The 26,769-nt window shown below is 70.7% G+C and carries 25 protein-coding genes, 1 tRNA gene and 2 pseudogenes; 14 read left to right on the top strand and 14 right to left on the bottom strand.

The annotated features are described in order from the left end of the window. The first annotated feature begins 20 nt into the window (after nucleotides 1-20). The 3 genes from nhaA to R4Z63_RS17270 all read left to right on the top strand — a co-directional run bounded on the left by nhaA (nucleotide 21) and on the right by R4Z63_RS17270 (nucleotide 2,936). Entirely contained in the window at nucleotides 21-1,454 is a 1,434-nt protein-coding gene (gene nhaA, locus R4Z63_RS17280; RefSeq protein WP_106967577.1) for a Na+/H+ antiporter NhaA, read from the top strand. A 67-nt stretch (nucleotides 1,455-1,521) separates the two neighbouring features. Beyond that, nucleotides 1,522-1,980, top strand: coding sequence for a phage holin family protein (locus R4Z63_RS17275; RefSeq protein ID WP_037921007.1), 459 nt, complete (start codon nucleotides 1,522-1,524; stop codon nucleotides 1,978-1,980). Continuing rightward, nucleotides 1,977-2,936, top strand: coding sequence for an alpha/beta fold hydrolase (locus R4Z63_RS17270; protein ID WP_384446056.1), 960 nt, complete (start codon nucleotides 1,977-1,979; stop codon nucleotides 2,934-2,936). Before R4Z63_RS17275 ends, R4Z63_RS17270 begins: the two co-directional genes overlap by 4 nt. Nucleotides 2,937-3,255: 319 nt before the next feature. Here the strand turns inward: R4Z63_RS17270 and R4Z63_RS17265 are convergent, their stop codons facing one another. From R4Z63_RS17265 to nth, 3 genes are all read right to left on the bottom strand, one after another. Then, nucleotides 3,256-4,458 (bottom strand): MarP family serine protease, encoded by a 1,203-nt coding sequence (locus R4Z63_RS17265; RefSeq protein ID WP_037921510.1) that lies wholly within the window; start codon nucleotides 4,456-4,458, stop codon nucleotides 3,256-3,258. Between the two features lie 13 nt (nucleotides 4,459-4,471). Further along, a complete protein-coding gene (locus R4Z63_RS17260) occupies nucleotides 4,472-5,194 on the bottom strand; it encodes an NUDIX hydrolase (protein WP_078556361.1) in 723 nt (240 codons plus the stop codon). Between the two features lie 74 nt (nucleotides 5,195-5,268). Next, nucleotides 5,269-6,138, bottom strand: a complete 870-nt coding sequence (gene nth, locus R4Z63_RS17255) for an endonuclease III (protein ID WP_384446055.1) — start codon at nucleotides 6,136-6,138, stop codon at nucleotides 5,269-5,271. A 251-nt stretch (nucleotides 6,139-6,389) separates the two neighbouring features. Between nth and R4Z63_RS17250 the strand changes: the two genes are divergently transcribed. Both R4Z63_RS17250 and R4Z63_RS17245 read left to right on the top strand, forming a co-directional pair. Then, nucleotides 6,390-7,064: a Crp/Fnr family transcriptional regulator gene (locus R4Z63_RS17250; RefSeq protein WP_003981529.1), complete on the top strand. Its 675-nt coding sequence runs from the start codon at nucleotides 6,390-6,392 to the stop codon at nucleotides 7,062-7,064. A 146-nt stretch (nucleotides 7,065-7,210) separates the two neighbouring features. Further along, complete coding sequence (locus R4Z63_RS17245; protein ID WP_384446054.1) at nucleotides 7,211-8,047, top strand: nucleotidyltransferase domain-containing protein; 837 nt, start codon at nucleotides 7,211-7,213, stop codon at nucleotides 8,045-8,047. Here R4Z63_RS17245 and R4Z63_RS17240 read toward each other — a convergent pair. The 5 genes from R4Z63_RS17240 to sp36 all read right to left on the bottom strand — a co-directional run bounded on the left by R4Z63_RS17240 (nucleotide 8,028) and on the right by sp36 (nucleotide 10,835). Continuing rightward, nucleotides 8,028-8,330 carry a hypothetical protein gene (locus tag R4Z63_RS17240; RefSeq protein WP_037920983.1) on the bottom strand — a complete coding sequence of 101 codons (303 nt, stop codon included), beginning with the start codon at nucleotides 8,328-8,330 and terminating at the stop codon, nucleotides 8,028-8,030. The genes R4Z63_RS17245 and R4Z63_RS17240 overlap by 20 nt on opposite strands. Continuing rightward, complete coding sequence (locus tag R4Z63_RS17235) at nucleotides 8,327-9,172, bottom strand: MBL fold metallo-hydrolase (protein ID WP_384446053.1); 846 nt, start codon at nucleotides 9,170-9,172, stop codon at nucleotides 8,327-8,329. The genes R4Z63_RS17240 and R4Z63_RS17235 overlap by 4 nt, the downstream gene beginning before the upstream one ends. Beyond that, nucleotides 9,169-10,077, bottom strand: coding sequence for an NUDIX hydrolase (locus R4Z63_RS17230; RefSeq protein WP_384446052.1), 909 nt, complete (start codon nucleotides 10,075-10,077; stop codon nucleotides 9,169-9,171). The genes R4Z63_RS17235 and R4Z63_RS17230 overlap by 4 nt, the downstream gene beginning before the upstream one ends. A gap of 126 nt (nucleotides 10,078-10,203) precedes the next feature. Further along, a complete protein-coding gene (locus R4Z63_RS17225; RefSeq protein ID WP_037920972.1) occupies nucleotides 10,204-10,677 on the bottom strand; it encodes a RidA family protein in 474 nt (157 codons plus the stop codon). Further along, a complete protein-coding gene (gene sp36 / locus R4Z63_RS17220) occupies nucleotides 10,674-10,835 on the bottom strand; it encodes a Sp36 family protein (RefSeq protein WP_007264966.1) in 162 nt (53 codons plus the stop codon). Before sp36 ends, R4Z63_RS17225 begins: the two co-directional genes overlap by 4 nt. 72 nt (nucleotides 10,836-10,907) lie before the next feature. Between sp36 and bagA the strand changes: the two genes are divergently transcribed. Then, a complete protein-coding gene (bagA, locus tag R4Z63_RS17215; RefSeq protein WP_037920961.1) occupies nucleotides 10,908-11,888 on the top strand; it encodes an ATPase BagA in 981 nt (326 codons plus the stop codon). After that, on the top strand, nucleotides 11,885-13,153 hold the full coding sequence (gene bagB / locus R4Z63_RS17210; RefSeq protein ID WP_384446051.1) for an ATPase BagB: 1,269 nt from the start codon (nucleotides 11,885-11,887) through the stop codon (nucleotides 13,151-13,153). Before bagA ends, bagB begins: the two co-directional genes overlap by 4 nt. Before the next feature lie 30 nt (nucleotides 13,154-13,183). On the opposite strand, the gene R4Z63_RS17205 is transcribed toward bagB, so the two are convergent. After that, on the bottom strand, nucleotides 13,184-13,534 hold the full coding sequence (locus R4Z63_RS17205) for a WhiB family transcriptional regulator (RefSeq protein WP_181382488.1): 351 nt from the start codon (nucleotides 13,532-13,534) through the stop codon (nucleotides 13,184-13,186). A 385-nt stretch (nucleotides 13,535-13,919) separates the two neighbouring features. On the opposite strand from R4Z63_RS17205, the gene R4Z63_RS17200 reads away from it, so the two are divergent. Then, complete coding sequence (locus R4Z63_RS17200; protein ID WP_384446050.1) at nucleotides 13,920-16,205, top strand: transglycosylase domain-containing protein; 2,286 nt, start codon at nucleotides 13,920-13,922, stop codon at nucleotides 16,203-16,205. Nucleotides 16,206-16,290: 85 nt separating this feature from the next. Here R4Z63_RS17200 and R4Z63_RS17195 read toward each other — a convergent pair whose 3' ends face one another. Continuing rightward, the gene (locus R4Z63_RS17195) at nucleotides 16,291-16,752 is read right to left on the bottom strand and encodes a GatB/YqeY domain-containing protein (protein ID WP_037920949.1); all 462 of its coding nucleotides are present in this window, start codon (nucleotides 16,750-16,752) and stop codon (nucleotides 16,291-16,293) included. Between the two features lie 67 nt (nucleotides 16,753-16,819). Between R4Z63_RS17195 and R4Z63_RS17190 the strand changes: the two genes are divergently transcribed. From R4Z63_RS17190 to R4Z63_RS17180, 3 genes are all read left to right on the top strand, one after another. After that, nucleotides 16,820-17,758, top strand: coding sequence for a metallophosphoesterase (locus R4Z63_RS17190; protein WP_384446049.1), 939 nt, complete (start codon nucleotides 16,820-16,822; stop codon nucleotides 17,756-17,758). 100 nt (nucleotides 17,759-17,858) lie between these two features. Further along, a tRNA-Pro gene (locus R4Z63_RS17185) sits at nucleotides 17,859-17,932 on the top strand. A 195-nt stretch (nucleotides 17,933-18,127) separates the two neighbouring features. Next, nucleotides 18,128-19,762, top strand: coding sequence for a cell envelope integrity TolA family protein (locus R4Z63_RS17180; RefSeq protein ID WP_384446048.1), 1,635 nt, complete (start codon nucleotides 18,128-18,130; stop codon nucleotides 19,760-19,762). On the opposite strand, the gene R4Z63_RS17175 is transcribed toward R4Z63_RS17180, so the two are convergent. Then, a complete protein-coding gene (locus tag R4Z63_RS17175) occupies nucleotides 19,692-20,531 on the bottom strand; it encodes a PE-PGRS family protein (protein WP_384446047.1) in 840 nt (279 codons plus the stop codon). The genes R4Z63_RS17180 and R4Z63_RS17175 overlap by 71 nt on opposite strands. A 193-nt stretch (nucleotides 20,532-20,724) precedes the next feature. Here R4Z63_RS17175 and R4Z63_RS17170 point away from each other — a divergent pair, with 193 nt between their 5' ends. After that, nucleotides 20,725-22,116 carry a DNA-binding protein gene (locus R4Z63_RS17170; RefSeq protein WP_384446046.1) on the top strand — a complete coding sequence of 464 codons (1,392 nt, stop codon included), beginning with the start codon at nucleotides 20,725-20,727 and terminating at the stop codon, nucleotides 22,114-22,116. Between the two features lie 33 nt (nucleotides 22,117-22,149). On the opposite strand, the pseudogene R4Z63_RS17165 reads toward R4Z63_RS17170, so the two are convergent. From R4Z63_RS17165 to R4Z63_RS17155, 3 genes and pseudogenes are all read right to left on the bottom strand, one after another. Continuing rightward, nucleotides 22,150-23,663 (bottom strand): annotated as a pseudogene (locus tag R4Z63_RS17165) (LacI family DNA-binding transcriptional regulator). 29 nt (nucleotides 23,664-23,692) lie between these two features. Then, nucleotides 23,693-24,022 carry a helix-turn-helix domain-containing protein gene (locus R4Z63_RS17160; protein ID WP_384446067.1) on the bottom strand — a complete coding sequence of 110 codons (330 nt, stop codon included), beginning with the start codon at nucleotides 24,020-24,022 and terminating at the stop codon, nucleotides 23,693-23,695. A gap of 138 nt (nucleotides 24,023-24,160) precedes the next feature. Further along, on the bottom strand, nucleotides 24,161-24,364 hold the full coding sequence (locus tag R4Z63_RS17155) for a helix-turn-helix domain-containing protein (protein ID WP_384446045.1): 204 nt from the start codon (nucleotides 24,362-24,364) through the stop codon (nucleotides 24,161-24,163). A gap of 635 nt (nucleotides 24,365-24,999) precedes the next feature. Between R4Z63_RS17155 and R4Z63_RS17150 the strand changes: the two genes are divergently transcribed. Continuing rightward, complete coding sequence (locus R4Z63_RS17150; protein WP_384446044.1) at nucleotides 25,000-25,839, top strand: helix-turn-helix domain-containing protein; 840 nt, start codon at nucleotides 25,000-25,002, stop codon at nucleotides 25,837-25,839. 5 nt (nucleotides 25,840-25,844) lie between these two features. Then, nucleotides 25,845-26,345 (top strand): annotated as a pseudogene (locus R4Z63_RS17145) (zinc finger domain-containing protein); the annotation flags it as partial. Nucleotides 26,346-26,769 lie beyond the last annotated feature (424 nt).

Here is a 26,769-nt window from a genome sequence, read left to right as displayed (position 1 = left end):
CGCCCCCGGAGGTGCCCCCCGTGGCCGCGCCCAGCCCCACCGACCACAAGAGCCGCAAGCTGCTCGGCCGCCTCTCGCTGCCCGAGAGCCGCTTCATCGCCGACGCCCTGCGCGCCGAGACGGTAGGCGGCGTCCTGCTCCTGGTGGCCGCGATCGCCGCCCTCCTGTGGGCCAACATCCCCGCCGTATCGGACAGCTACGCGAGCGTCCGGTCCTTCCATATCGGACCCGCCTCCCTCGGCCTGGACCTCTCGCTCCAGCACTGGGCGGCCGACGGCCTCCTCGCCATCTTCTTCTTCGTCGCGGGCATCGAGCTCAAGCGCGAACTCGTCGCGGGCGACCTGCGCGATCCCAAGGCCGCCGCGCTCCCCGTGATCGCAGCCCTCTGCGGCATGGCCGTGCCGGCGCTGGTCTACGCCCTGGTCAACCTCACGGGCAACGGCTCGATGGACGGCTGGGCGGTTCCGACGGCCACCGACATCGCCTTCGCGCTCGCCGTCCTCGCCGTCATCGGCACCTCACTGCCCTCGGCCCTGCGCGCCTTCCTGCTGACCCTCGCCGTCGTCGACGACCTGTTCGCCATCCTGATCATCGCGGTCTTCTTCACCAGCGAGATCAACTTCCTGGCGCTCGGCGGCGCGCTCGTGGGCCTGGCCCTCTTCTGGTTCCTGCTCCGCCGCGACGTCCGGGGCTGGTACGTCTACGTCCCGCTCGCCCTGGTCGTCTGGGGCCTGATGTACAACAGCGGCGTGCACGCCACCATCGCCGGCGTCGCCATGGGCCTGATGCTCCGCTGCACCCGTCGGGAAGGCGAGCGAACCTCCCCCGGCGAGCACATCGAGCACCTGGTCCGGCCCGTCTCGGCCGGACTCGCCGTGCCGCTCTTCGCCCTCTTCTCCGCCGGCGTCTCGCTCTCCGACGAGGCCATCGCACAGGTCTTCACGCGCCCCGAGACCCTCGGCGTGGTCCTCGGCCTCGTCGTCGGAAAGACCGTGGGCATCTTCGGCGGCACCTGGCTGGCCGCCCGCTTCACCAAGGCCGAGCTGAACGAGGACCTGGCCTGGCCCGACGTACTCGCCGTGGCCACGCTCGCGGGCATCGGCTTCACCGTGTCCCTCCTCATCGGCGAGCTCGCCTTCGCCGACGACGCGACCCTCGCCGACGAGATCAAGGCCGCCGTCCTGTTCGGCTCCCTCATCTCCGCCGTGATCGCGTGCGTCCTGCTCAAGCTCCGCAACCGCCGCTACCGCGCGCTCACCGAGGCCGAGGAGCGCGACGAGGACCACGACGGCATCCCGGACATCTACGAGGAGGACAACCCCGACTACCACCTGCGGATGGCGAAGATCTACGAGGACCGGGCGGCGGAGCACCGCCGCAAGGCGGAGAAGGCGGCGGCCGCCGCGCTGCGAACCGCGGCCGGGTCCACCACCGAGGCCGACCGTCCGGCATGATCTGAGGGACGACGCAGGGACACGCACGGCGCCGCCGGGTGGCGGACGACGACAGAGGGAGAGAGCGATGAGCGCAGTGGACCAAGAGGCGCAGGGAGCCGAGCGCACACTCGGCCAGCTGGTCGCCTCGGCCACCGCCGAGATGTCCGCCCTGGTTCACGACGAGATCGCCCTGGCCAAGGCGGAACTCCGCGAGGACGTCAAGCGTGTGGGCAGCGGTAGCGCTTCCATCGCCGTCGCAGGAGTGTTCGCCGTCTTCTCCCTCCCGGTGCTGACCTTCGCGGCCGCGTACGGGATCCACAACCTGGGGCTCGGCCTGGCCTGGTCCTTCCTGATCGTCGGCGGCGCGTTCCTGCTGATCGCGGGTGTCCTCGCGCTGATCGCCGTACGGAAGTTCAAGAAGATCAAGCCGCCGGAGAAGTCCATCGCCTCGGTCAAGCAGACCGCCGCGCTGGTCGGGACCGTCAAGCCGCACCCGCGGCCGGTGAGTGACCAGGCTGTGGGTGTGGCACGCTCGTCCTCATGACAGCGCCCACGCCGGACCCCAGCATTCCGCCCACGGCCACCACGGCGGTGCGGCTCGGCCTCCCCGGCGGGGAAGCGGTGACGCACCGGGACGTGGCCGCCAACGGTGCCCGCTTCCACGTCGCCGAGCTCGGTGACGGCCCGCTGGTGCTGCTGCTGCACGGCTTCCCGCAGTTCTGGTGGACCTGGCGGCACCAGCTGACCGCTCTGGCCGACGCCGGGTACCGGGCCGTCGCGATGGACCTGCGCGGGGTCGGCGGCAGCGACCGCACCCCGCGTGGCTACGACCCCGCCAACCTGGCGCTCGACATCACCGGGGTCGTGCGGTCCCTCGGCGAGCCGGACGCCGCTCTCGTCGGGCACGACCTGGGCGGGTACCTCGCGTGGACGGCGGCCGTGATGCGGCCCAAGCTGGTACGCCGGCTCGTGGTGTCCTCCATGCCCCACCCTCGGCGGTGGCGCTCGGCGATGCTGTCGGACTTCGGTCAGTCCCGGGCGAGTTCACACATCTGGGGCTTCCAGCGGCCCTTCCTGCCCGAGCGGCAGCTCGTCGCCGACGACGGCGCCCTCGTGGGGGACCTGATCCGCGACTGGTCGGGGCCGCGTCCCCCCGAGGAGGAGGATCTCGCCGTGTACCGGCGGGCCATGTGCATCCCGTCCACCGCACACTGCTCGATCGAGCCGTACCGGTGGATGATGCGGTCGATGGCCCGGCCCGACGGGCTGCAGTTCAACCGGCGGATGAAGCGGCCGGTCCGGGTGCCGACGCTGCACCTGCACGGTTCGCTCGACCCGGTGATGCGCACGCGCAGTGCCGCCGGATCCGGCGAGTACGTCGAAGCCCCTTACCGGTGGAGGCTGTTCGACGGCCTCGGGCACTTCCCGCACGAGGAGGACCCGGCCGCCTTCTCGACCGAGCTGGTGAACTGGCTGAAGGACCCCGAGCCGGACCGCTGACCACCCGTCGCACGAGGGGCAGTTCGGCAGTCCGATCGTCCTATGGGCTTTCAATTGCCGCGCGCATAGGCCAATTGGACGTCGCGTACGGGGTTACGGACCTTGGGGCCCGGGCACAGAGCCGAGTATGAGCTGGACGCACGACTACGGTGACACCGCGCACGAACGCCGCTCGGCAGCTACGCCGGGCACGCACGAGAGGGCCGGCCGGCACGGCCACGACCCACGGCTCGGGATTTCCCGCATCCTGCGCCGCCGGGCCCGCTGGGTCTCCGCACGCCTGCGGCATCCACGGACGTAGGGACCCGGCGGCGCCGCGTCAGAGGGCGCAGCCCTGGCTCTCGACCCGGCGCTCGGCGGTCCGGCCCTTCTCGATGTCCTCGCGGATCTCGTCCACGGTCAGGGCGTAGCCGGTGTTCGGGTCGTCGAGGGACTTCGCGAAGACGACGCCGTACACCTGGCCGTCGGGCGTGAGCAGCGGGCCGCCGGAGTTGCCCTGACGGACCGTCGCGAACAGCGAGTAGACGTCCCGTCGGACAGTACCGCGGTGGTAGATGTCCGGTCCGTTGGCGTTGATCCGGCCGCGGACCCGGGCCGGGCGGACGTCGTACGCGCCGTTCTCCGGGAAACCGGCGACGATCGCGTCGCTGCTGCTCACCGCGTCCTTGTCGGTGAACTCCAGCGGCGGCGCCTTCAGCTTGGGCACGTCCAGGACGGCGATGTCGCGCTCCCAGTCGTAGAGCACGACCTTGCCGTCGTACAGCCTGCCCTCGCCGCCGATCTGCACGGTCGGCTCGCCGACCCCGCCGACGACGTGCGCGTTGGTCATGACCTTGCCGGGCGCGAACACGAAGCCCGTGCCCTCCAGTACCTTGCTGCAGCTGGGCGCCGTACCGACGACCTTCACGATCGAGCGCTTGGCCACGTCCGCTACGGGGCTGGTGGCGAGCGCCGGATCGGGCGCCTTCACCTCGGTGATGGGCTCGTTGGAGAACGGGCTGAACACCTGCGGGAAGCCGTTGCGCGCGAGAGTGGAGCTGAAGTCCGAGAACCAGCTGTTCGCCTGGTCGGGCAGCACCCGCGCAACGCCCAGGAGCACCTTGGAGTTGCGGACCTCCTTGCCCAGGGTGGGCAGCGAGGTCCCGGCCAGCGCGGAGCCGATCAGCCAGGCCACGAGCAGCATCGCGACCACGTTGACCAGGGCCCCGCCGGTGGCGTCGAGCACCCGCGCCGGGGCACCGGTGATCTGCCGCCGGAGTTTGCCGCCGAGATGGGTGGTCAGCGCCTGGCCGACCGAGGCACAGATGATGACCGCCACCACGGCGATGACGACGACCGTGGTGGACACCTGGGTGCCGTTGTCCGTCACCCGGTCCCAGATCAGCGGGAGCAGGGAAACGGCGACGAGGCCACCGCCGAGGAAGCCGATCACCGACAGGACGCCGACGACGAACCCCTGGCGGTAGCCGACGATCGCGAACCACACGGCGGCGAGCAACAACAGGATGTCCAGCACGTTCACGTGGGCCACCGTCTCACGCGTGCCAGTCGAGCGGGACCTGGCGTGATCGGTCCCACGGACGTTCCCAGCCTGCGAAGTGCAGGATCCGGTCGATCACCCCGGCCGTGAAACCCCAGACCAGAGCCGATTCCACCGTGAAACCGGGGCCCAGGTGGCCCCGCGGGTGGACCGTCGTGACCCGGTGCTCGGGGTCCGTGAGATCGGCCACGGCAACCGTGAACACCCGGGCCGTCTCGGCCGGATCCACCACGCCGACCGGGCTCGGGGTGTGCCACCAGCCCAGGACCGGAGTCACGACGAACTCGCTGACGGGGATGTAGAGGCGGGGCAGCACCCCGAAGAGCTGCACGCCGGAAGGATCAAGCCCGGTCTCTTCCTCGGCCTCGCGCAGCGCGGCCGAGAGCGGGCCCGTGGTGTGCGGATCCCCGTCCTGCGGGTCCAGTGCGCCGCCCGGGAAGGACGGCTGGCCCGCGTGCGAGCGGAGGGTGCCGGCGCGCTCCATCAGGAGCAGCTCCGGACCCCGGAGCCCCTCCCCGAAGAGGATGAGGACGGCCGACTGTCGCCCCCGGCCGTCCTCGGGCGGCAGGAACCGGCTCAGCTGCCGCGGCTCCACGGTCCGGGCGGCCTCGACGACGGGATCGAGCCAGTCAGGCAGCCCCGCGGTGGTGACGGCCGGGCCGCCCCCCGCGCGCACTCCCGCAGCGACCCCGGCCTCGTCCCGTGTACCGCGCGTCATAGGCACCCCTGTCCGCGTTCCTCTGTCAACAGCGTCTCCCACACCGCAAACGCGGTCCGGGTACCGATTCGTTCCTACGCCTGCCGCTCCGCGCCCGCGCCAAGCGGCGGCGCGGGCCGGCCCGGGTAGTCCGGGGGCGGGCTCAGCCGCTGGCCCGGCTGGCCGCCCTTCTCGTACTTGAGCAGCTTCTTCGCCTTCTCCGGGTCCGTCTCGCCCTCCCCGTACGCCGGGCAGAGCGGGGCGATCGGGCAGGCTCCACAGGCGGGCTTGCGGGCGTGGCAGATGCGGCGGCCGTGGAAAACGACCCGGTGCGAGAGCATCGTCCACTCGCTCTTGGGGAAGATCGCGCAGATGTCCGCCTCGACCTTCTCCGGGTCCTCCTGCTCGGTCCACTTCCACCGGCGCACCAATCGGCCGAAGTGGGTGTCCACGGTGATCCCGGGAACGCCGAAGGCGTTGCCGAGGACCACGTTGGCGGTCTTGCGGCCCACGCCCGGCAGCTTGACCAGGTCCTCCAGCCGGCCCGGCACCTCGCCGCCGTGGTCGTCCCGCAGCGCCTGCGAGAGGCCCAGCAGCGACTTGGCCTTCATCCGGAAGAACCCGGTCGGGCGGATGAGCTCCTCCAGATCCTCCGGAACGGCCGCCGCCATGTCCTCGGGGGTCGGATAGGCCGCGAAAAGAGCCGGGGTCGTCTGGTTCACCCGCAGGTCGGTGGTCTGTGCGGACAGCACCGTGGCGACGAGCAGCTCGAAGGGATTGCGGAAGTCGAGCTCCGGATGGGCGTACGGGTAGATCTCGGCCAGCTCGCGGTTGATGCGGCGCGCCCGGCGCACCATGGCCAGGCGGGATTCCGGCTTGGCAGCCCTCGGTTTCTTGGCCGAAACTTTGCCCTGAGGGCCGGCCGCACCCTTCGGAGGGACCCTCGGGGGGACTTGTTCGCCCACAGCTGAATTCGGGGTGTCCGTCACTCCTACGGACCCCTTGGCCTGTGCTCTCACCGGCTTATTGGACACCCGGCCAGCCTAAGGCCGGGCGCCGACACCCGCCCGGACCTCTGGTAACACCACTCCGATTGGCCTCTCGCCGCACAGCATGCCCGTCCGTCCGGCATCCTTGTGATTGATCGCACTGTTTGAGCCGTCCGGCAAAATGGGGAGCACGGTCCCCTGAGCTGGTCGACATAGGAGAGAGACTCGTGGACGACGTTCTGCGGCGCGCCCCGCTCTTCGCGGCGCTCGATGACGAGCAGGCCGCGGAGCTCCGCGCCTCCATGGGCGAGGTGACCCTCGCACGCGGCGACGCCCTGTTCCACGAGGGCGACCCCGGCGACCGGCTGTACGTCGTGACCGAGGGCAAGGTGAAGCTGCACCGCACCTCCCCCGACGGTCGCGAGAACATGCTGGCCGTCCTCGGCCCCGGCGAGCTGATCGGCGAGCTGTCGCTCTTCGACCCGGGCCCGCGCACCGCCACCGCCACCGCGCTGACCGAGGTCAAGCTGCTCGGCCTCGGCCACGGCGACCTCCAGCCCTGGCTCAACGCCCGGCCCGAGGTCGCGACCGCCCTTCTGCGCGCCGTCGCCCGACGCCTGCGCAAGACCAACGACCAGATGTCCGACCTGGTCTTCTCCGACGTCCCCGGCCGCGTGGCCCGGGCCCTCCTCGACCTGTCGCGCCGCTTCGGCGTGCAGTCGGAAGAGGGCATCCACGTGGTGCACGACCTCACCCAGGAAGAGCTCGCACAGCTCGTCGGCGCCTCGCGCGAAACCGTGAACAAGGCCCTGGCCGACTTCGCGGGCCGCGGCTGGCTCCGCCTGGAGGCCCGTGCGGTGATCCTGCTGGACGTGGAGCGCCTGGCGAAGCGCTCCCGCTGACGGCGGCACCGCCGCTGACGTTGCGAAGGGTCCTGCCCGGCCGGGCAGGACCCTTCCGCGCGTCCGGGCGGCTCCGTTCGCGGGGCTCCGCCCCGGGCCGCCCGCGCCTCGGACACCGCCGGGCCCGATCTGTGCACAGTGGAGGCATGGAACACAGGGGTCTGGACGCCTACGGCTACTTCGAGCGGGAGGGCTCCCTGGGGCAGGTGCAGAGCGAGTTCCGAGACGTCGTGGCCGCCGCGCGCGAGCGGACGGCCGAGGCCTACGGGCGCCGCCTGCACAGCGCGTACCTGTACGGGTCCGTGCCGCGCGGGACGGCCCGCCCCGGCCGCTCCGACCTCGACCTGCTGCTGGTGCTCCACCACCCGCCCGCGGACGACGACCGCGACACCGCCGAGGTCCTCGCGCGGGGCATCGACGAGGACTTCGACCAGATCGACGGGGTCGGCGTCCTGCTGCACGACAAGGACACCGTGCTGGGCGAGGAGGAACGATTCGACCTGGGCTGGTTCCTCGCCTGCCTGTGCACCCCACTGCTCGGCGCGGACCTGGCCGAGCACCTGCCGCGCTACCGGCCGGACAGCCTGCTGGCCCGTGAGACCAACGGCGACCTCGCCTCGCTCCTGCCCACGTGGCGCAGGAGCCTGCGGGAGGCTTCCGCACCGCAGGAGTACCGGCGGCTGAGCCGGCTCTTCGCCCGCCGCCTGGTACGCACGGGCTTCACCCTGGTCATGCCGAGGTGGGGCGGCTGGACCAGTGATCTGGCCGAGTCCGCGGAGGTCTTCGGCAGCTACTACCCGGAGCGCGCCGCCCAGATGCGGGCCGCGGCCGCCGTGGCCCTGGACCCGGTCGCGGACCCGGCCGTACCGCGCGGTTACGTCGAGGACCTCGGCCCGTGGCTCGCCGACGAGTACACGGCACGCCACGGCACGAAGAGCCGCCGGCGCCTCGCGGGGGCGGGAACTACTTCTTCGGCTCGGTGAGGGCGAGCGCCTCGACCGCCTGCTTGGCCTCCAACAGGCCCGCGCCGGTGATGCGGCGGTAGGCCTTGATGGCCGGGATCTGCCGGTCCTCGCGGACCAGGGCCCGCACCTCGTCCAGGCCCGCCGGCTCCGGCTCCTCGATGCCCAGGTGGTCCAGCAGCAACGCCAGGCGGCGCTCCGCGCGGTCCGCCTGCACCTGGAGGCTCTTCACCCGCAGCGACACCGCGGACGTGATCCATCCGGCGGTGGCCAGCAGCACGACGAGCAGGAACACGGTGTTCATTCAGGCCCTCCCGGGATCAATCCGTGATCTTGAAGGTACTCGAGCTGGGCCCGGACGGACCACTGCGCCGCCGGCCACAGGGAGGGGTCCACATCCGCGTACACCTCGGCGACGACCGCCTCGGGGGTGGTGAAGCCGTTCTCGACGGCGGTCTCGACCTGGGCGAGCCGGTGCGCCCGGTGGGCCAGGTAGTACTCGACGGCGCCCTGCGCGTCGTCCAGGACCGGCCCGTGGCCCGGCAGGACGGTGTGCACGCCGTCGTCCACGGTGAGCGAGCGCAGGCGGCGCAGGGAGTCCAGGTAGTCGCCGAGGCGGCCGTCGGGATGGGCGACCACCGTGGTGCCGCGCCCGAGGACGGTGTCACCGGTCAGCACCGCCCGGTCGGCGGGCAGGTGGAAGCAGAGCGAGTCGCTGGTGTGGCCGGGGGTGGCGACCACGCGCAGCTCCAGCCCGCCGGTGCGGATCACGTCCCCGGCGGCGAGGCCCTCGCCGCCCAGCCGCAGGGCCGGGTCCAGCGCGCGCACGGCGGTGCCGGTGAGCTCGGCGAAACGGCCGGCGCCCGCCGCGTGGTCGGGGTGCCCGTGGGTGAGCAGGGTGAGCGCGACCCGCTTGCCCGCCTGCTCGGCGGCGGCGAGGACCGCCCGCAGGTGGCCCTCGTCCAGCGGGCCGGGGTCGATGACGACGGCGAGGTCCGAGTCCGGCTCGGACACCAGCCAGGTGTTGGTGCCGTCCAGGGTCATCGCGGACGGGTTGGGGGCCAGTACGTTCACCGCCCGGGCGGTCGCCGGCCCGGAGGCAACCACTCCACGGGGCTGTCCGGGCAGTGCGGCGGCGTCGCTCATACCGGGCCTCCAGGGCCTGTGGGGCGCCCGAACCGGACGCGCTTGGTGAACTCGTCGTGGCCCGGCCAGCTGAGCACCACCTCGCCGTCCTCCAGCGCGGCCTGCGCCAGCACCGGGGCGAGGTCCTGGGACGCGGCCGCGGTGAGCGCGTCCGCGGCGCGCCCGTAGCGCTCCAGCGACCGCAGGGTGGAGATGGTGGGCGGCATCATCAGCAGCTCGCCCTTGTCGTAGCCGCCGGCGGCGTCGGCCGGGCGGATCCAGACGGTCCGGTCGGCCTCGGTGGAGGCGTTGCGGGTGCGCTGGCCCTCGGGGAGGGCGGCCACGAAGAACCAGGTGTCGTAGCGGCGCGGCTCGAACTCCGGAGTGATCCAGCGCGCCCACGCCCCGAGCAGGTCGGAGCGCAGCCACAGGCCGCGGCGGTCGAGGAACTCCGCGAAGGACAGCTCCCGCGCCACCAGGGCCCGCCGGTCCGCCTCCCAGTCGTCGCCGGTGGTGTCGCCGACGACCGTGTCCGGGGCCGGCCCGGCCAGCAGGACACCGGCCTCCTCGAAGGTCTCCCGGACGGCGCCGCACACGATGGCCTGGGCGGTACGGGCGTCGGTTCCCAGTCGGGCCGCCCAGTCCGCCCGGGACGGCCCCGCCCAGCCGACGTGCTGTTCCTCGTCGCGGGGGTCTACCCCGCCGCCCGGATAGGCGTACGCACCGCCGGCGAAGGCCATGGAGGCCCTTCTGCGCAGCATGTGGACGACCGGCCCGTCCGCGGTATCACGCAGGAGCATCACGGTGGCGGCGAGCCGCGGCCGCACCGGGGTGAGCGAGCCGTCCGCGAGCGCGCGGATGCGGTCGGGCCATTCGGGCGGGTACCACTGGCCCCCGGCAGGGGGCTGCTGCTGACCATTCGGCATGGCCGGATGCTACGGCCATCCGGCCCGATGTTCGAGGGTCGCCCGTTCCGGTCGCCGCGCGGCCACCGGAACGGGGCGGGTGCCGCGTCCGGCACCCGCCCCGTTCCGTAGGGCTCCCGCGGGGAATCAGGCCCCGGGGACCAGCTCGACCTGGATCTCGACCTCGACGGGCGCGTCGAGCGGCAGGACCGCCACGCCGACGGCGCTGCGGGCGTGGACGCCCTTCTCACCGAGGACGGCGCCCAGGAGCTCGCTCGCACCGTTCAGCACGCCCGGCTGGCCGGTGAAGTCGGGTGCCGAGGCGACGAAGCCGACGACCTTCACGACACGCGCGATCTTGTCGAGGTCGCCGACGACCGACCTGACGGCGGCCAGCGCGTTCAGCGCACAGGTGGCGGCCAGTTCCTTGGCCTGCTCCGGCGAGACCTCGGCGCCGACCTTGCCGGTGATGGGCATGCTGCCCTTGACCATCGGTAGCTGGCCCGCGGTGTAGACGTAGGCGCCCGACCGCACGGCCGGCTGGTACGTGGCCAGCGGCGGGACGACGTCGGGCAGGGTCAGGCCGAGCTCGGCCAGCTTCGCGTCGACGACGCCGCTCATGCCTTCTCCCGCTTGAGGTAGGCCACGAGCTGCTCGGGGTTGTTCGGGCCGGGCACGACCTGGACGAGCTCCCAGCCGTCCTCGCCCCAGGTGTCCAGGATCTGCTTGGTGGCGTGGACCAGCAGCGGGACCGTCGCGTATTCGAACTTCTTGGTCATGGGAGCGAGGGTAGTGCCTGTGGTGCGGGGCTCATGCGCGCCCCGGGAGCCGAGTGGTTAGGCTCGGGCGGTGTGAGCAGGCTCCAGGTGGTCAGCGGCAAGGGCGGCACCGGCAAGACCACGGTCGCCGCAGCACTCGCGCTTGCCCTCGCGCGCGAGGGCGGACGGACTCTTCTGGTGGAGGTCGAGGGCAGGCAGGGGCTCGCACAGCTCTTCGGTGCCGAAGCGCTCCCCTACGAGGAGCGCAAGATCGCGGTGGCGCCGGGCGGGGGTGAGGTCTTCGCGCTCGCCATCGACGCCGAGCGGGCGTTGCTGGACTACCTCCAGATGTTCTACAAGCTCGGCTCGGCCGGACGCGCCCTCAAGAAGCTCGGCGCCATCGACTTCGCGACGACCATCGCCCCCGGGCTGCGCGACGTGCTGCTGACCGGTAAGGCGTGCGAGGCGGTCCGCCGCAAGGACAGGGCCGGGCAGTACGTCTACGACCACGTGATCATGGACGCGCCGCCGACCGGGCGGATCACCCGGTTCCTGAACGTCAACGACGAGGTGGCGGGCCTGGCCCGGTTCGGACCGATCCACCACCAGGCGCAAGCCGTCATGAAGGTGCTCAAGTCCCCCGAGACGGCGGTCCACCTGGTCACCCTCCTGGAGGAGATGCCCGTCCAGGAGACCGCGGACGGCATCGAGGAACTACGCGCGGCGGGGCTGCCGGTCGGCCGGGTCATCGTGAACATGGTCCGCCCGCACCACCTGGACGAGGACACCCTGCGCACCGCGGCCGGCGACCACCGGGCCGGAGTGGCCCGGGCCCTGTCCCGGGCGGGGCTGGGCGGCGCGCGGCGCGGCGGACTGGCCGAACGGCTGGTCGAGCCGCTGCTCGCGCAGGCCGCCGAGCACGCCGGCCGGGTGGAACTGGAACGCGCCCAGCGCGCCGTACTGTCGAACCTGGACCTGCCGACGTACGAACTGCCCCTGCTCGGGGCGGGGATGGATCTGGCCGGGCTGTACGCGCTGGCCAAGGAACTCCGGAAGCAGTCGGTGGCCGAATGAGCGAGGGGGTGGAGACGGTGGGTCTGGACACACCGCCGCGGCTGGCGATCGACCGGCTGCTGGACGACCGGGAGACCCGCATCATCGTGTGCTGCGGAGCGGGCGGCGTCGGCAAGACCACCACGGCCGCGGCACTGGGCGTACGGGCCGCTGCACGCGGGCGGAAGGTGGTCGTGCTGACCATCGACCCGGCGCGGCGGCTCGCGCAGTCGATGGGGATCGACTCGCTGGACAACACCCCGCGCAGAGTCCGTGAGGCCGGCCAGGACGGCGGCGAACTGCACGCCATGATGCTGGACATGAAGCGGACCTTCGACGAGATCGTCGAGGCGCACGCGGACGCCGAGCGGGCCCGGGCCATCCTCGCCAACCCCTTCTACCAGTCGCTGTCGGCCGGCTTCGCGGGCACGCAGGAGTACATGGCGATGGAGAAGCTCGGGCAGCTGCGGGCCCGGGACGACTGGGACCTGATCATCGTGGACACCCCGCCGAGCCGGTCCGCGCTGGACTTCCTCGACGCGCCGAAACGCCTGGGGTCCTTCCTGGACGGGAAGTTCATCCGGGTGCTGATGGCCCCGGCGAAGGTGGGCGGCCGGGCCGGGATGAAGTTCCTGAACGTCGGCATGTCGATGATGACCGGCACCCTCAGCAAGCTGATGGGGGCTTCGCTGCTGAAGGATGTCCAGACCTTCGTGGCGGCGATGGACACGATGTTCGGCGGCTTCCGCACACGCGCCGACGCTACCTTCCGGCTGCTCCAGGCGCCCGGCACGGCCTTCCTCGTGGTCGCGGCGCCCGAACCGGACGCGCTGCGCGAAGCGGCGTACTTCGTGGAACGGCTGGCTGCGGAGCGCATGCCGCTGGCCGGCCTGGTGCTCAACCGCGTGCACGGCAGCGGCGCCGACCAGCTGTCCGCCGAACGGGCGTTGGCCGCCGCAGAGAATCTTGAAGACGGCGGCATTGTCGATCAGGAGTCCGGGAAAGCTGGACTTCGTGACACGGCCGCCGAACCCCCCGGCGCCGATGACGACACCCACCGCGACGACACCACGACCGTCGACCGGATCACGGCAGGACTGCTGCGCCTGCACGCCGAACGCATGCAGGTGATCTCGCGTGAACAGCGCACGCGTGATCGATTCACCTCGCTTCACCCCGAGGTGGCGGTGGCCGAAGTGGCCGCCCTGCCCGGCGATGTGCACGACCTCGCCGGGCTGCGGGCCATCGGAGAACGACTCGCGGCCGGGGTACCGGCCGGAGCGTAGGCGTCTGTACGAAGGCGGCGGCCGCGTGTTCTACCCGGCTGCCGCGTACGTCTCGTACGCAACGTCGATCTCCGCGTCTGCATCCATGGTGAGGATGCCCGTGCTGCGCTCGTACTCTGTACGGGCGGTTTCGAGCAGCCGTCGCCACGAGGTGACGGTGGGACGCCGGCGCAGCAGCGCACGTCGTTCCCTCTCGGTCATTCCGCCCCACACGCCGAACTCGACGCGATTGTCGAGCGCGTCGGCCAGGCATTCGGTCCGCACCGGACACCCGGTGCACACCGCCTTGGCCCTGTTCTGTGCCGCTCCTTGAACGAACAGTTCATCCGGATCGGTAGTGCGGCAGGCTGCCTGCGCACTCCAGTCGGTAACCCAGCCCATCCCGGCGCCGTCCTCTCCCGAATCGAGGCTCCCCCACGGCGGTAGCGGCATATTCACCGCTGCCAGTTGAGGACGTTACGGAAGCCGGGCACAGCGCAACACCCCCGACGGGCCCAATCTTGAATGGTCCGAACGGACTATGGGTAAGCGGCAGATCACCCGACGGAGTGATCCGGCGACATGCCCGACCATTCCGGCGATTCGGGTGTAATCGGCGGATCGTGTTCACGGGGGCGACAAGATTCGGACATCAGTCCACCCCATTCGGGAAGGGTGAAAATCAAGCCGAGGGGTTGATGTCGCACCGGACTGCTGTGACAGTTGGGGTCAGCTTAGGCCAAGGCATTCGCGCGTGTCCGGTGAATGAGAACGTAGGCTGCCCTCCATGGGAAAGAAGCGCTCGGGCGGCGGGCTCACCGGGAGCCAGCAGGCCGCCAAGTTCCTCGGGGTGTCCGTTCTCTCCGGAGTCGTGCTGGCCGGCATGGCGATTCCGGCTGCAGGCGCCCTGGGGCTGGCCGCCAAGGGCACGGTCGAAGGATTCGACGAGATCCCGGCCAATCTGAAGACACCGCCGCTGAGCCAGCGGACCACGATTCTGGACGCCGAGGGTGGCTTGATCGCCACCGTCTATTCACGAGACCGGCAGGTGGTACCGCTCACCTCGATCTCCCCGTACATGCAGAAGGCCATCGTCGCCATCGAGGACTCCCGCTTCTACGAGCACGGCGCGGTCGACCTCAAGGGCATCCTGCGCGCGGTCAACCGCAACGCGCAGGAGGGCGGCGCGGCACAGGGCGCGTCCACCCTCACCCAGCAGTACGTGAAGAACGTGTTCGTCGAGGAGGCGGGCGACGACGAGACCAAGGTGCGCGAGGCCCAAGAGAAGAGCCTCGGCCGCAAGATCCGCGAGCTGAAGTACTCGATCCAGGTCGAGGAGGAGCTCGGCAAGAAGAAGATCCTCGAGAACTACCTCAACATCACCTACTTCGGCCAGCAGGCCTACGGGATCGAATCCGCGGCCCAGCGCTACTTCAGCAAGCCGGCCAAGGACCTGACCCTGGAGGAGTCCGCGCTGCTGGCCGGCGTCGTGCAGTCGCCGAGCCGCTACGACCCGGTGAACGACGCGCAGGAGGCGATGAAGCGCCGCAACGTGGTGCTCCAGCGGATGGCCGACACCAGGGACATCTCGCAGGCGGAGGCCGACGAGGCGAAGGCGAAGCCGGTCACCCTGAAGGTCACCAGGCCCCGGAACGGCTGCATCACGGCGGTCAAGGGCGCGGGCTTCTTCTGCGACTACGTGCGCAACTCCTTCCTGACCGACCCGGTCTTCGGCAAGACGCGCGAGGAGCGGGCGAAGATCTGGAACCAGGGCGGGCTGACCGTACGCACCACCCTGGACCCGCAGTCGCAGGACGCGGCCAACGAGTCGATCAAGGACCACGTCTACCAGGAGGACTCCGTCGCGACGGCTGTGACCATGGTCCAGCCGGGCACCGGACGCGTGCTGGCGATGGGCCAGTCCAAGCCGTACGGCTTCGGCAAGAACGAGACGCAGATCAACTACTCCGTGGACAAGCGGATGGGCGGCTCGAACTTCGGCTTCCAGGTCGGCTCGACCTTCAAGCCGTTCATCGCCGCCGCCGCCCTGGAGCGGGGCATGCCCCCGACGAAGGTCTACCAGGCCCCGAACAAGATGGACTACCCGAGCCCGATCCGCCGCTGCGACGGCTCGAACTACGTCAACACCAAGAAGGAGTCCGCGGAGAACGAGACCGAGGACGAGATCGGCCCCTACTCGCTGCGCACGGCGATGGAGAAGTCGATCAACACCTACTTCGTCGAGATGATCTCCGAGATCGGCCTGTGCCCGGTGTCCGAGATGGCGGCGAAGCTGGGCGTGGTGCCGGCGAGCGGCGCGAAGCTGGCCGACGGCCCCGCCATCGCGCTCGGCTCGGAGGAGATGTCCCCGCTGACGATGGCCAACGCGTACGCGGCCTTCGCCAACCGCGGCGTCTACTGCACCCCGATCGCGATCGAGTCGATCACGGACGCGCACGGCAAGGCGCTCGCGGTGCCCAAGAGCAAGTGCGAGCGGGCGATGTCACAGAACACCGCCGACACCATCAACACCCTGCTGAGCGGTGTGGTCGACTCCGGCACCGGTGAGCGGGCCGGCCTCACCGACCGCGACAGCGCGGGCAAGACCGGTACGACGGACTCCCGCTACAACGCCTGGTTCGTGGGCTACACCCCGAACGTCTCGGGCGCGGTGTGGGTCGGCTCCGGCGGCGCGAGGAAGATCACGATGGAGAACATCGTGATCGGCGGCAAGTCCTTCGCCAAGGTCTTCGGCGGCGGTCTGCCGGGCCCGATCTGGAAGGACGCGATCACGGGCGCGCTGTCCGGCCGCGAGGCCCCGCGCTTCACCACCGTCCACATCGCGGAACCGAGCGTGCCCTCCGGCGGCTCCCGCGGCAACAAGCCGTCGACCGGCAACCCGAGCCGGCCCGGCAAGCCCGGCGGCGACGGCAAGCCCGGCGGACGGCCGGACGGCCAGAACGCCGGCCAGACCGGCGGCCCCACGGGCGGCGGTGCGGGCCAGCCGGACATCCCCTTGCCCGGCATCTCCCTCGATCCGGGCACCGTGATCGGCGGCCCCGACGGCCCGTAGCCGCAGCGGGCCGCACGCGGCGACCACATGAGGGAGGGCCCCAGCCGACCGGCTGGGGCCCTCTCCCTTTCCGTCTCCGGGGTTCCTACGCGAGCGCCTTCTTCACGGCGGCGGCGACCCGCCCGCCCTCCGCCAGTCCGGCCACCTTCGGGGTCACGATCTTCATGACGGCGCCCATGGCCCGCGGGCCCTCGGCGCCCGCCGAGCGGGCCTCCTCCACGGCCTCCGCCACGATCCCGGCGAGCTCCTCGTCGGAGAGCTGCTTGGGCAGGTAGGTGTCCAGGAACTCACCCTCCGCGCTCTCGCGCGCGGCCTGCTCGGGACGACCACCCTGCGCGAAGGCGTCCGCGGCCTCGCGGCGCTTCTTCGCCTCCTTGGCGATCACCTTGAGGACCTCCTCGTCGGAGAGCGCACGGGCCTCCTTGCCCGCGACCTCCTCCTTGGTGATGGCGGCAAGGGTCAGGCGCAGCGTGGACGAGTGCAGCTCGTCGCGCGCCTTGATGGCGGTGGTGAGGTCTTCCTGGAGCTTGGCCTTGAGCGTGGTCATGCAGGTGAGTCTGCCAGGTGCGGGGACGGTGGCGCTCACCCGTTTTCCGGTCTGCGACGATGGGTCCATGCGTGCGCGTTACGGAGTACCACTGAAGGCGGCTGCCGGTATCGCTGCGGTGGGGGCCGCGGGTGTGGCCTACGCCGCCGGTTTCGAGGCGCGGTCCTTCCGACTGCGCCGGGTCACGGTGCCGGTGCTGCCGCCGGGGACGCGCCCGCTGCGCGTACTCCAGGTCTCGGACATCCACATGGTCGGCGGGCAGCGCAAGAAGCGCGCCTGGCTGCAGTCGCTGGCGGGCCTGCGCCCCGACTTCGTCGTGAACACCGGCGACAACCTCTCCGACACGGAAGGCGTCCCCGAGGTCTTGGACGCCCTGGGCCCGTTGATGTCCTTCCCCGGCGTGTACGTCTTCGGTTCCAACGACTACTACGGACCGCGGCTGCGCAACCCCGGGCGCTACCTCATCGAGAAGGTCCAGGGCCGGCACGGCCTGAACGGCAACAAGCCGGTCGTCGGTGCCGTGCACAACCCGTGGGAGGAGATGCGGGACGCCTTCGACGCGGCGGGCTGGCTGAACCTCACCAACACCCGGGCCCGGATGAAGCTCGACGGGCTGGAGCTCGCCTTCACCGGTCTCGACGACCCGCACATCAAGCGGGACCGCTACGAGAGCGTCGCCGGCGGACCCGAGGCGGACGCGGACTTCTCGCTGGCCGTGGTGCACGCCCCGTACCTGAGGGTCCTCGAATCCTTCACCGCTGACCGGTACCCGCTGATCCTCGCCGGCCACACGCACGGCGGGCAGCTGTGCGTCCCCTTCTACGGGGCCCTGGTGACCAACTGCGACTTGGACACGAAGCGGGTGAAGGGGCTCTCCACCCACGAGGCGGCGGGCCACCGCTCCTACCTGCACGTCTCGGCCGGCTGCGGCACCAACCGCTTCACCCCGGTCCGTTTCGCCTGCCCGCCGGAGGCGACGCTCCTGACGCTGACACCGAAGGTCTAGGGGCCCCGCACCCCCTCCGCGAAAACCGGATTTCGTCTCCGGCGAGAGGTCCGCTAAAGTAATCGATGTCGCCAGGACAGCAACACTTCAGGGCGACGATCGGGGTGTAGCGCAGCTTGGCAGCGCGCTTCGTTCGGGACGAAGAGGTCGTGGGTTCAAATCCCGCCACCCCGACTTCGTAAGACCAGGTCAAGGGCCTGATCCGCATCGCGGGTCAGGCCCTTCCTGCGTTTACGGGCCTGTCTTGGGAGCCATCTGGGAGCCGACCTCGGAATCCGGCTCCCACGGGGGCCGGGCCGAGCGCCCGCCCGCTTGGAAAGCTCACCGCATGGCTTGTGCCGGCACGAGCCCCGACGGTACGACGATCACATGCACCGTTGGTCACCCCTCAACGATCGCCAGCTCACCCTCCTGACACGGATCGGGGAGGGCGTCGAACCTGTCACGTCAGACACCCCCGAATTCGCCGCCACCGCCCGAGCCCTGAAGGAGCGGGGGCACATCGTCATGCCCAAGGAGGGCGGGAGATGGCAGGCGGAGATCACCGAGGTCGGGCGCTTCTACCTTCAGCACGGCCATCACCCCGACAGGCCCAAGCCGGCGCCGCGGAAGTCTCGCCCGGCAACGCCGTCCGGACACGGGAAGCAGGAATCCGACCACCTCGAGCAGCAGGCCGCTGCCGAGCAGAAGCTCCCCATGCAGCGCGTTGTCAGGGCCCCACGGCGTTCTCCTGCGGACATCGGGCAGGCCCTGATCGCCGAGGTACAGCAGGCCGGCCGCTTCCTGCGCATCTCCAACCCGGACGAGGCGGAGCGAGCCCGCTACCGAAGGGCTTTTGACGCGGCTCGTCGGTGTGCGCCTGCCGGGTACCACCTGAAGTACAGCGGGCGGGCCAAGGGGGATTTCTTCCTGGGGCTGCTCCGGGTGACCGGCGAGGATGACACGGAGTGGAATCGGATCCGTCTGGCGCGAAGTCGGGTGATCACCGACGTGGACGATGTCCTCGCTGCCGTGACCGCGGACCACAGCGCCTTCGAGATCTCCGACGGGGTGCTTCCCCGCGTGCTGTCCCTGCTCCGCCTCATCGCCGAGCAGGCCCTCCCCCTCCACGGGGAGATCGCGGTGTCCAAGAAGCGCAGGCAGGCGAGGCCACTGCTCACGATCCATGGCCGTACGTACGAGATCACCTTCAAGGAACGTCAGAAGCAGGTCCGGTATGTGCCCAAGCCGGCGGGCCGCCGCACGTACGACTGGCAGCGGGTCGTCCCGGCGCAACGGTTCGAGCCGTCCGGCGAGCTAGAGATGGTCCTCGCCCAGCAACAGGGCTACCAGTACGGCTGGAAGAAGGAGTGGGCCGACACCGAGAAGAAGCCTCTTGAGGACCAGATCGGTTCGGTACTCCGGGCGCTGAGAACCCGGGCCGATGAGCAGGAACGGGCCCGGCTGGAGCAGGAGGCCGAACAGCGTCGGCTTCGGGACGAGCGGGAACGGCAGCAAGCCGAGAACCGCCGACTGGAAACCGAAAGGCAAGAGCGCGCCCAACGGGAGTGGGAGGCCGCGGTCGGCGCGGCTTCGATCAAGGCGGTGGACGCGGCTCGGGCCGAACACTTCGGCACCGCGCTGGAGCAGTGGCGAGCCGCAGGAGATATCCGGACCTTCTGCACGGCGCTGGATGAAGCCGCCGCCCAGACGGAGGACCCCGTCGAGGCCCAGCGGCTCCGGGAGTGGTCGGCGTGGGGCAGGGCGGAGGCCGACCGCCTGGACCCCACCCTGAACGGGAAGGGTCTCGGTGCCCGGAACTTCCACGCCGAGCCGACGGGGGACGAGTTGCGGCCGTTCCTCGATGGCTGGCACCCGCACCGCCCGGAGAAGGTGAAGGCGCCGGTGGAGCCCACACCGCCCAAGCCGGAGCCCGAGCGGTGGCGCGACGGCTTCAGCGACGTACGTCGGGACCAAGGCTGGAGACATGGACCCCAAGGCCGCGCTCAATGGTGGAGGCGATGACGCCGTGCCCACGGTCCCGGAGCGCCTTCACTGCCTGCTCGACCAGTTCGCCGAGTCGCAGGACCTCGGCGCGTAGGGCGACGAGCTCGTCGTAGCGCTCGGCCTTCTCCTCACCGCACCACTCCCGGACCGTGCGCAGGGCGGCCGCCTCGGCGTCCAGCTTGCGGTCGTCCCGGCGGTGGTACGAGTGCCAGGAGGGCCGGGCGCGCTCCTCGTCCACGGCCTGCTGCCGCCGGTCCACCTCCGGCAGGACCTCCTCTGCCAGCCGCTTGGCCACCTGCCGTGCGATCCGCTCGGCCACCGGCCAGCCAACCAGACAAAGGCCGTTGCGGTCCTCGTGGACCATGGCATCGTCGCGAAGCTCGGCGGGGTCCATGCCAACCAGCGGCGCCGTCTCGTCGAGGTGGCCGAGCTCCAGCACGCCCGCGTCGGCCACCGCCTTGCGCAGACGCAGTCGCCCCTTGGGGTGGACGAAGCCCAGGATCATCCGCGCCGCCTCGCACTCGGCGCTGCCCCGTACCTCCCTCGACGCCTCGGTCAGGGCGAGCTCCGCCGTGTCATCCGCACGGAAGGCATCGACGTCAGCCCAGAGAGCGACCAGACAGCCCGCGCTGACCCACTCCTGCAGTCCAGCCTCATCACCGTCCAGGAACCGCACGTGGATCCCTGACCTGCCGGAGGCTCCCACCCGGACGATCTCCACCTGGCGCAGGGCACCGCCCAGCTCCTTCGGCTTGGCCCGATAGGCCCAGCACTCTCCGATCTCCATGCCTCCATTGAGCCAGGCCGACGGCACCGCCGTGTGCCCATCCACGAGATCTCGCCGGGGACCGACCTCGGAATCGCCTCCCAAGCCGTCCGTGATCTACCGCAAAGCGAGTGCCCCATGTCACAACCCGCACGTAGGCTCGGGGCAGTCGGCGTGGGAGCGCCGGGCTGACGGACTGGGGCAGGGGGACAGCGTGGATCATCTCTTCACCGTCGACGGGGACTCGGCCACGCCGGTCTCACCGACCACGCTGGCAGCGGAAGGCCTCCTCGAACGGCAGCACCTCCAGGAGTGGGTGATCGAGCACCCTCAGGTCCTCGGCGAATCGGTGCTCGTGATCACCTCCGAGTTCGATCGGTGGGCCGACACGGACGGGGTGCCGGCGCGCGACCGCTTGGACGTCCTGGGCCTGGATGCCACCGGGCGCCTCGTGGTGGTCGAGCTGAAGCGGGGTAGCGCCGACCGCGACGTCCACCTCCAGGCGATCACCTACGCCGCCCTGGTGTCCCGGTTCGACCTCGACACCCTGGCCCAGGCGCACCGTGACTTCCTGAAGGGCAGGGGCGAGAGCGTCGAACTCGACGAGTGCCGACAGCGCCTCTTGAACCACGTGGACGGGGACTGGAGTCCGGAACTGCTCCAGCGCCCCCGACAGGTGATCATCGCGGCCGGCTTCCCCAAGCAGGTCACCCACACCGTCGTGTGGCTGTCGGAGATGAACCTCGACATCGACCTCATCGAGGTCGGCCTCTGGAAGGTCAAGGGACAGCTCGTCGCCGGATTCACCAAGGTCTATCCGACCCCGGAGGTCGAGGAGTTCACTCTCGCTCCGGCCCGGATCGAGGCCAAGGCCGCGGCCCGGAAACTGGAGGAACGCTCACGTGCCCGCAACGCGGTGCACGTTCTCGTCGACGCCGGACTGCTGCCGGACGGGGCTCGGCTGCGGCTGGTACCGAGGCATGGCGCACCGGAATCCGTCCGCGAGGACATCCGGGCCTGGGTGGGTGAGGACGGCAGACGCGCGAGCGCCACATGGAGCAACAACACCGCCGAGCCACTGACCTGGGAAGCCGACGGTAAGCCGTACACGCCGACCGGGCTGGCCAACCACATCTTCACCAGCGTGACCGGCCGCAAAGCCGACGGGATACAGGGCACCACCTGGTGGGACGTCGATGCCAAACCCGTCCCGGACACCGTCGACCCCGACGAGTGGGCAGCGCTGGCGGGCAGCCACCTCGCGGACCTGGCCAAGCAGCTCAGCGGTACCCGTAAGGACTGGTCGAGTCTGCACGCTCTCCTGGAAGCCATCCCGTCCGGGCGATGGACGACCTACGGAGACGTGGCGACTGTGATCAACAGCCATGCCGTCCCGGTCGGTACTCACCTGGCGACCTGCGGCAAGTGCCCCAACGCATGGCGGGTGCTCACCACGTCAGGGGCCGTCAGCTCCGGCTTCCAGTGGCCGCGCACAGAGACTCCCGCGGATGTCCTCGGCACTGAGGGCATCCGCTTCGAGGCGGGCGCCGCTTCTCGGGAAACGCGCCTGCCGCTGGACGACCTCCGGCGTCTCCTGCGCAACTGACGTGCTGCCGGGCGCGGCACGCACCCCGTCCGGCTACCGTACGGCCGATCGAGCTCGCAGAAGCGTGTCGAGTGCACGCACCGGGGACCTCGGGGTCATAGACAGGCGGGTATCGAGCGCTGCCTCCCACTGCTGGGTGAGGCCCGCGAGCAGGCACTGGCGCATGCCCGAGGTCACGTGGGCGTAGCGCGCGGAGACCGAGCCGTCGATGTGGCCCATGCGCTCGTCCATGAGGACCTTCTCCGTGCCGAGGTCCTCCATGTGGGTGCGGTGGGAATGGCGTAGGCCGTGCGGGGTGAGGCCCCTGGCGATAGCCGTCCAGCAGGCGTCGGCGCGCCCCTGGGCGTTGCGACCCCGGACCGGGATGCCCGGGAACGGGTCGCCAAGGAGCGGAACCGGACGGGGCTCCTGCGGCGCCTTCTTCGGGTACCAGCCCGTCGTCGCCGGGTGGAAGAGCCAGGTGGCGAAGCCGTTGCGGCGCCAGTGGGCGGCGTGTTCCGTGGGTGCCCCGCCGCGTACGAAGCCCAGCTCGGTGATGGCGAGTTCGACCCGGGTGCGAGTGGCCTCGCGCACGCGGTCGGGGTGGTTCAGGACGTTGGACACCGTGCCCGTGGAGACGCCGGCGCGGCGGGCTACGTCGACCAGCTTCGCGCCCTGGTGGCCTCCGGTGCGGGCGGTGCCCTGGCCTTGGAAGACGTACGTCCTGCCATGGCACGGGCACGGCTTGGGCTTGGTACGGGCGACGTGGTCGGCCACGAGGGCCGAGAGCCAGTCGGGGGCGTCGATGGTGCGGTAGCTGTCGTCCTTGGGCGGGCAGCGGACCATCACCCCTGAGTCGAGCTCGTACAGCTGCCACTCCACACGCACCGAGCCCCGGCGGGCGAACTCGGTCTCCAGGCCGACGATTTCGCCCCAGCGCATGCCGGTGTACGCCTTGAGGATCACCGCGACGAACTCGTCGTCCCGGCCGGAGAGCAGGGCGGCCCGCTCGGCGATCAGGAGGGCGCCGAGCGCGTCCGTGACGACCTTCTCCGGGCCGCGGTCGGCGGAGCGGCCGGCCCGCTTGCCCCTCCCCCGGCGCTTGGCGGCGGGGTTCGCGTCGATGAGTCCCTCGTCGACGGCGTCGGCGAGGATGAGGTGGAGCGTGGCCCGCCACGTCTTGACGCTGGAGGCTGCGTAGGAGGCGCGTTCCTTCTTCTCCCACAGCGCGACGTCGGTACGGAGAATGCCAGCGAGGGCCTTGTCCTCGAAGTCGGGGAGCAGGTGTTCCTCGATGTGGCGGCGGTAGTTCTGCATGGTGGACGCGGCCAGGTCCTGGGCGCCGTACCAGCGGCTCGCGTACTCGCCGAACGTCTCCTGGCCCAGCGACGGGTCACGTACGTCGCCGCGCCGGAAGCCGATCTCCGCCTCGTCGGCGGCCCGCTTGGCCTCTCGCTTGGTGGCGAACTTGATGGTCGCTCCGGTCGAGTCGACGACCGTGTTGTGCTTTCGGGCGCCGCCTTGTAACGACCGCGCCAGTAGTTGCTGCGCTTCTCCGCGAAGCCCACTGTTTCCTCCCCTCTTGGTTGCTCGTCAGCTACGCGGTGGTGTCGAAATCGTCCTGGCGTGCGCGGCGGGGTCGACGGGCGCGGAGGCGGGCGGATGGGGCTGCCGTGCGCGACGGCACCGTGCGGACGGAGGGTGCGACTGGTTCGGGTGCGATCGCCGGCCGCACTTCGTACAGGCGGATGATCTCCGCGAGGTGTTCAGCGGTGAAGCGGTACGCACGTCCGACCCGGGTGAACGGGATGCGTCCCCGGCTGGCCCGGTCCTTGACCCACCAGGCGGAACAACCGAGGGCATCGGCTATCTCCTTGGGGCGGAACAGACGGGGAAGGGCGGAGGAGTCGGAACAGGCTGCGGCCATGGGCGATTGACGCAAGAAGGATCCTCATCAGGTACGGCGGAGTAGGTCGAGGGTTCGACCGCGGTTCTGGAGTGGGCAGATGGCCTGAGCGGAGTGGCCGGCGGCGACACTGGCACGCCGCAGGCCGGGCTCGTGCGGCTACGCGGCGGGCTGGAGCAGCACGAGCGGGGAGACGCCGAGGGCGGCGGCGATCGCGACGAGGTCGTCGACGTCGCAGCGGCGGCGTCGGCGTTCGATGCGGGAAATCGTCGTGACGGTCATGGGGTGGCCCAGCGCGGTGGCACGGGCTGCCAGCTGGCGCCTGGGCGACACCGCGGGCGGTGCGGGCTCGCTCGATGGCACGGGCGACTCGATTCCCGGCCGGACCGATTTCCAGAGGTGTCGGGGGCATGCATATTTTGTAACTTGGGATCCCCGGTTTGGGTAACCGGGGATCTGCTGCTACATTCCGCCGCTTTGTTGTCAGGTTCCCTACCCTGCCGCCGAAAAATTGCGAAACATAGCAGCGGATCCCCGGTTGACCAAATAATGACCCGTCAGGTCCGTCGGCTGGAGGATCGCCCATAGTTCGCACCCTTCCAACCTGCACAGATAGAGCACCTGGAGGTAGAGGCGGGGAGTGGCGCGGTCATTGCCGAAGCGTTGCGACTTGCCCTATTCGTCCCGCCAATTCCCGAGCTATTTGGTCAACCGGGGATTCGGGTTTACCGTTTTTACACACCCACTGGGACATGTTCGCCGTGAGCTGTTTGCTTTCTCGGTGGAATGCTGGACTTGCGCGAACCAATGTGGCTGTCTTGTCCATGCGCCCCGGACGCTGACCCCGGGGGACACGGCAAGCCCCGGCTCTCCAAAGCCGGGCAGCGAAGCTGCCAGCACCGCACGCCGGCAGGCCGCAACCGTCACACCCCACCCTCCCCTTCCCCCACCCGAAACGGGCTACCCCCTGCCCGCCCTTACCAAGGAGCCGCCACCCGATGAGTCACGACGCCCGCGCATGGGTGTGGGACCACAGCCGCAGCAAGGGCACCGCCCGCATGATCCTCGTGCTGATCGCCGACCGATGCGTCGATGGCCGCTGCATCGCGTACGCCTCGGTCCCCGCCCTCATGAAGCGGGCCAACGCGTCCCGCAGCGCCGTGCGGGACGCCCTCGACAAACTGATCGCCAGCGGCGAGCTGGCGTGGATCGAGGATCGCAAGGGCCCTCGCGGCGAGAGGTACTACCACCTCCCCCACGCGGCTCGGTTCCTCGCCGAGCAGGCCACAGCGAGGGACCGGGATCCGGCCCCCACCGGGCCGGAATCCAGCCCGTCGAAGCCATTTGCAGAGGGGCCGGAAGCCGGCCCCGGGGACCGGAATCCAACCCCTGGGGGGACCGGATTCCAGCCCGGCCGGGGGCCGGAATCCGACCCCCAGAACAGTAGAGAACTACAGATGAACGGTAGTAAGAGCAGCAGCTCCCCGCTCATCCCCGCCGCCCAGTGGCACATCGACGACGCCACCGAGACGTGGCTGCGGCAACAAGGCCACCTCGGCCGGCTCGGCGAGCAAGCCCTGCGAACGGCTGACGAGAAGTGGCGCAACTACCGGGCGGTCTGGGGACCGCGCAACGCCGCCGCCTGGTCCGCCGACTGGCGCGAGTGGATCACCCGCGAACACACTCCCGCTCCTGGCCGCCCGCACCTGCGCTCCCTGCCAGGCGGCGCCTCCACCGGTCCTGCGACCGGAAGGACCCGCGCCGAACAGCACACCAGCGCCCTGCTCGACGCCCTCACCGAGTTTGAAGCCCATGACACCCCTACCGGAACGGAATAACTACCCTGGACCTCCGAGAGATCGCCATCCTGCTCGCCTACGTCGGACGCCTCGACACCCGCACCGCCCACACGGACAGCGGCACTGCCCGTGACCAGATCGCCCAGTGGCACGAGATCCTGGCCGACGTTCCCTTCACCGCCCACGGCTGGGACGTCCGCGAAGCGGTAACGGCGCACACCCGCACCTCCGGATTTCGGATCATGCCGGTGGACATCGCCCGCCAGTGGGACGCCTACCGCCGCGACCGCCTGGCACGGCACACCGATCCCCTCCCGGTCGCGGATCCGGACGACGTGACCGCATACCTATCCGAACTGCGCGGAAACCGGCGCGCCGTCGCGGTCGGCGAGACAGCACCGTCCACCCTCCACGAGCTCACCGCCGACCCACACCCTGACGTCGAGGCCCGCCTGCGCTCCGTCGGATCCGTCATCCCTCCAGCGGTACGCGCCCAGCTCGCGCCCTACCGGTCCGGTCGTGCGGGCCGCGAAGCCGTCGCCGCCACGGCTCCCACCCGGCAGTCGGCCCCGCCACGCCCGACCACAGGCGTGGCGGGCGGCATCGGCACTCCCCCTTCGGGTCCCGCTCGCTCCAGCAGACGCTGAGCCGCCCCCCGCTCGTGCCGGTCCGGCCTCCGGGTCGGCCACCCCACCGTGCTCCTGGTCTCGTCGCAACGGCCTCGCCCGCCTCCGGCGCCGCCTCCCCACCTCATCGCCATCACCACACCGCCCGCCCGTGCCTGCATGGCGCGGGCGGGTCTCCGGAGACCCCTGCATGACACCACTCGCGCTGCCCGAACTCGGGCACTGGAACGCCACGTCCCTCACTCTCATCGCACTCGCACTGACCTGCCCCGCCCTGCTGATCAGGCGGCTGGCACAGCAGCGCACACGTCGGAACGGCGGCATCCGCAAGCCTGCGTCGCCC

This window comes from Streptomyces sp. PL-29 (assembly GCF_058344425.1).
This window is presented reverse-complemented; position numbering and strand designations above follow the sequence as displayed.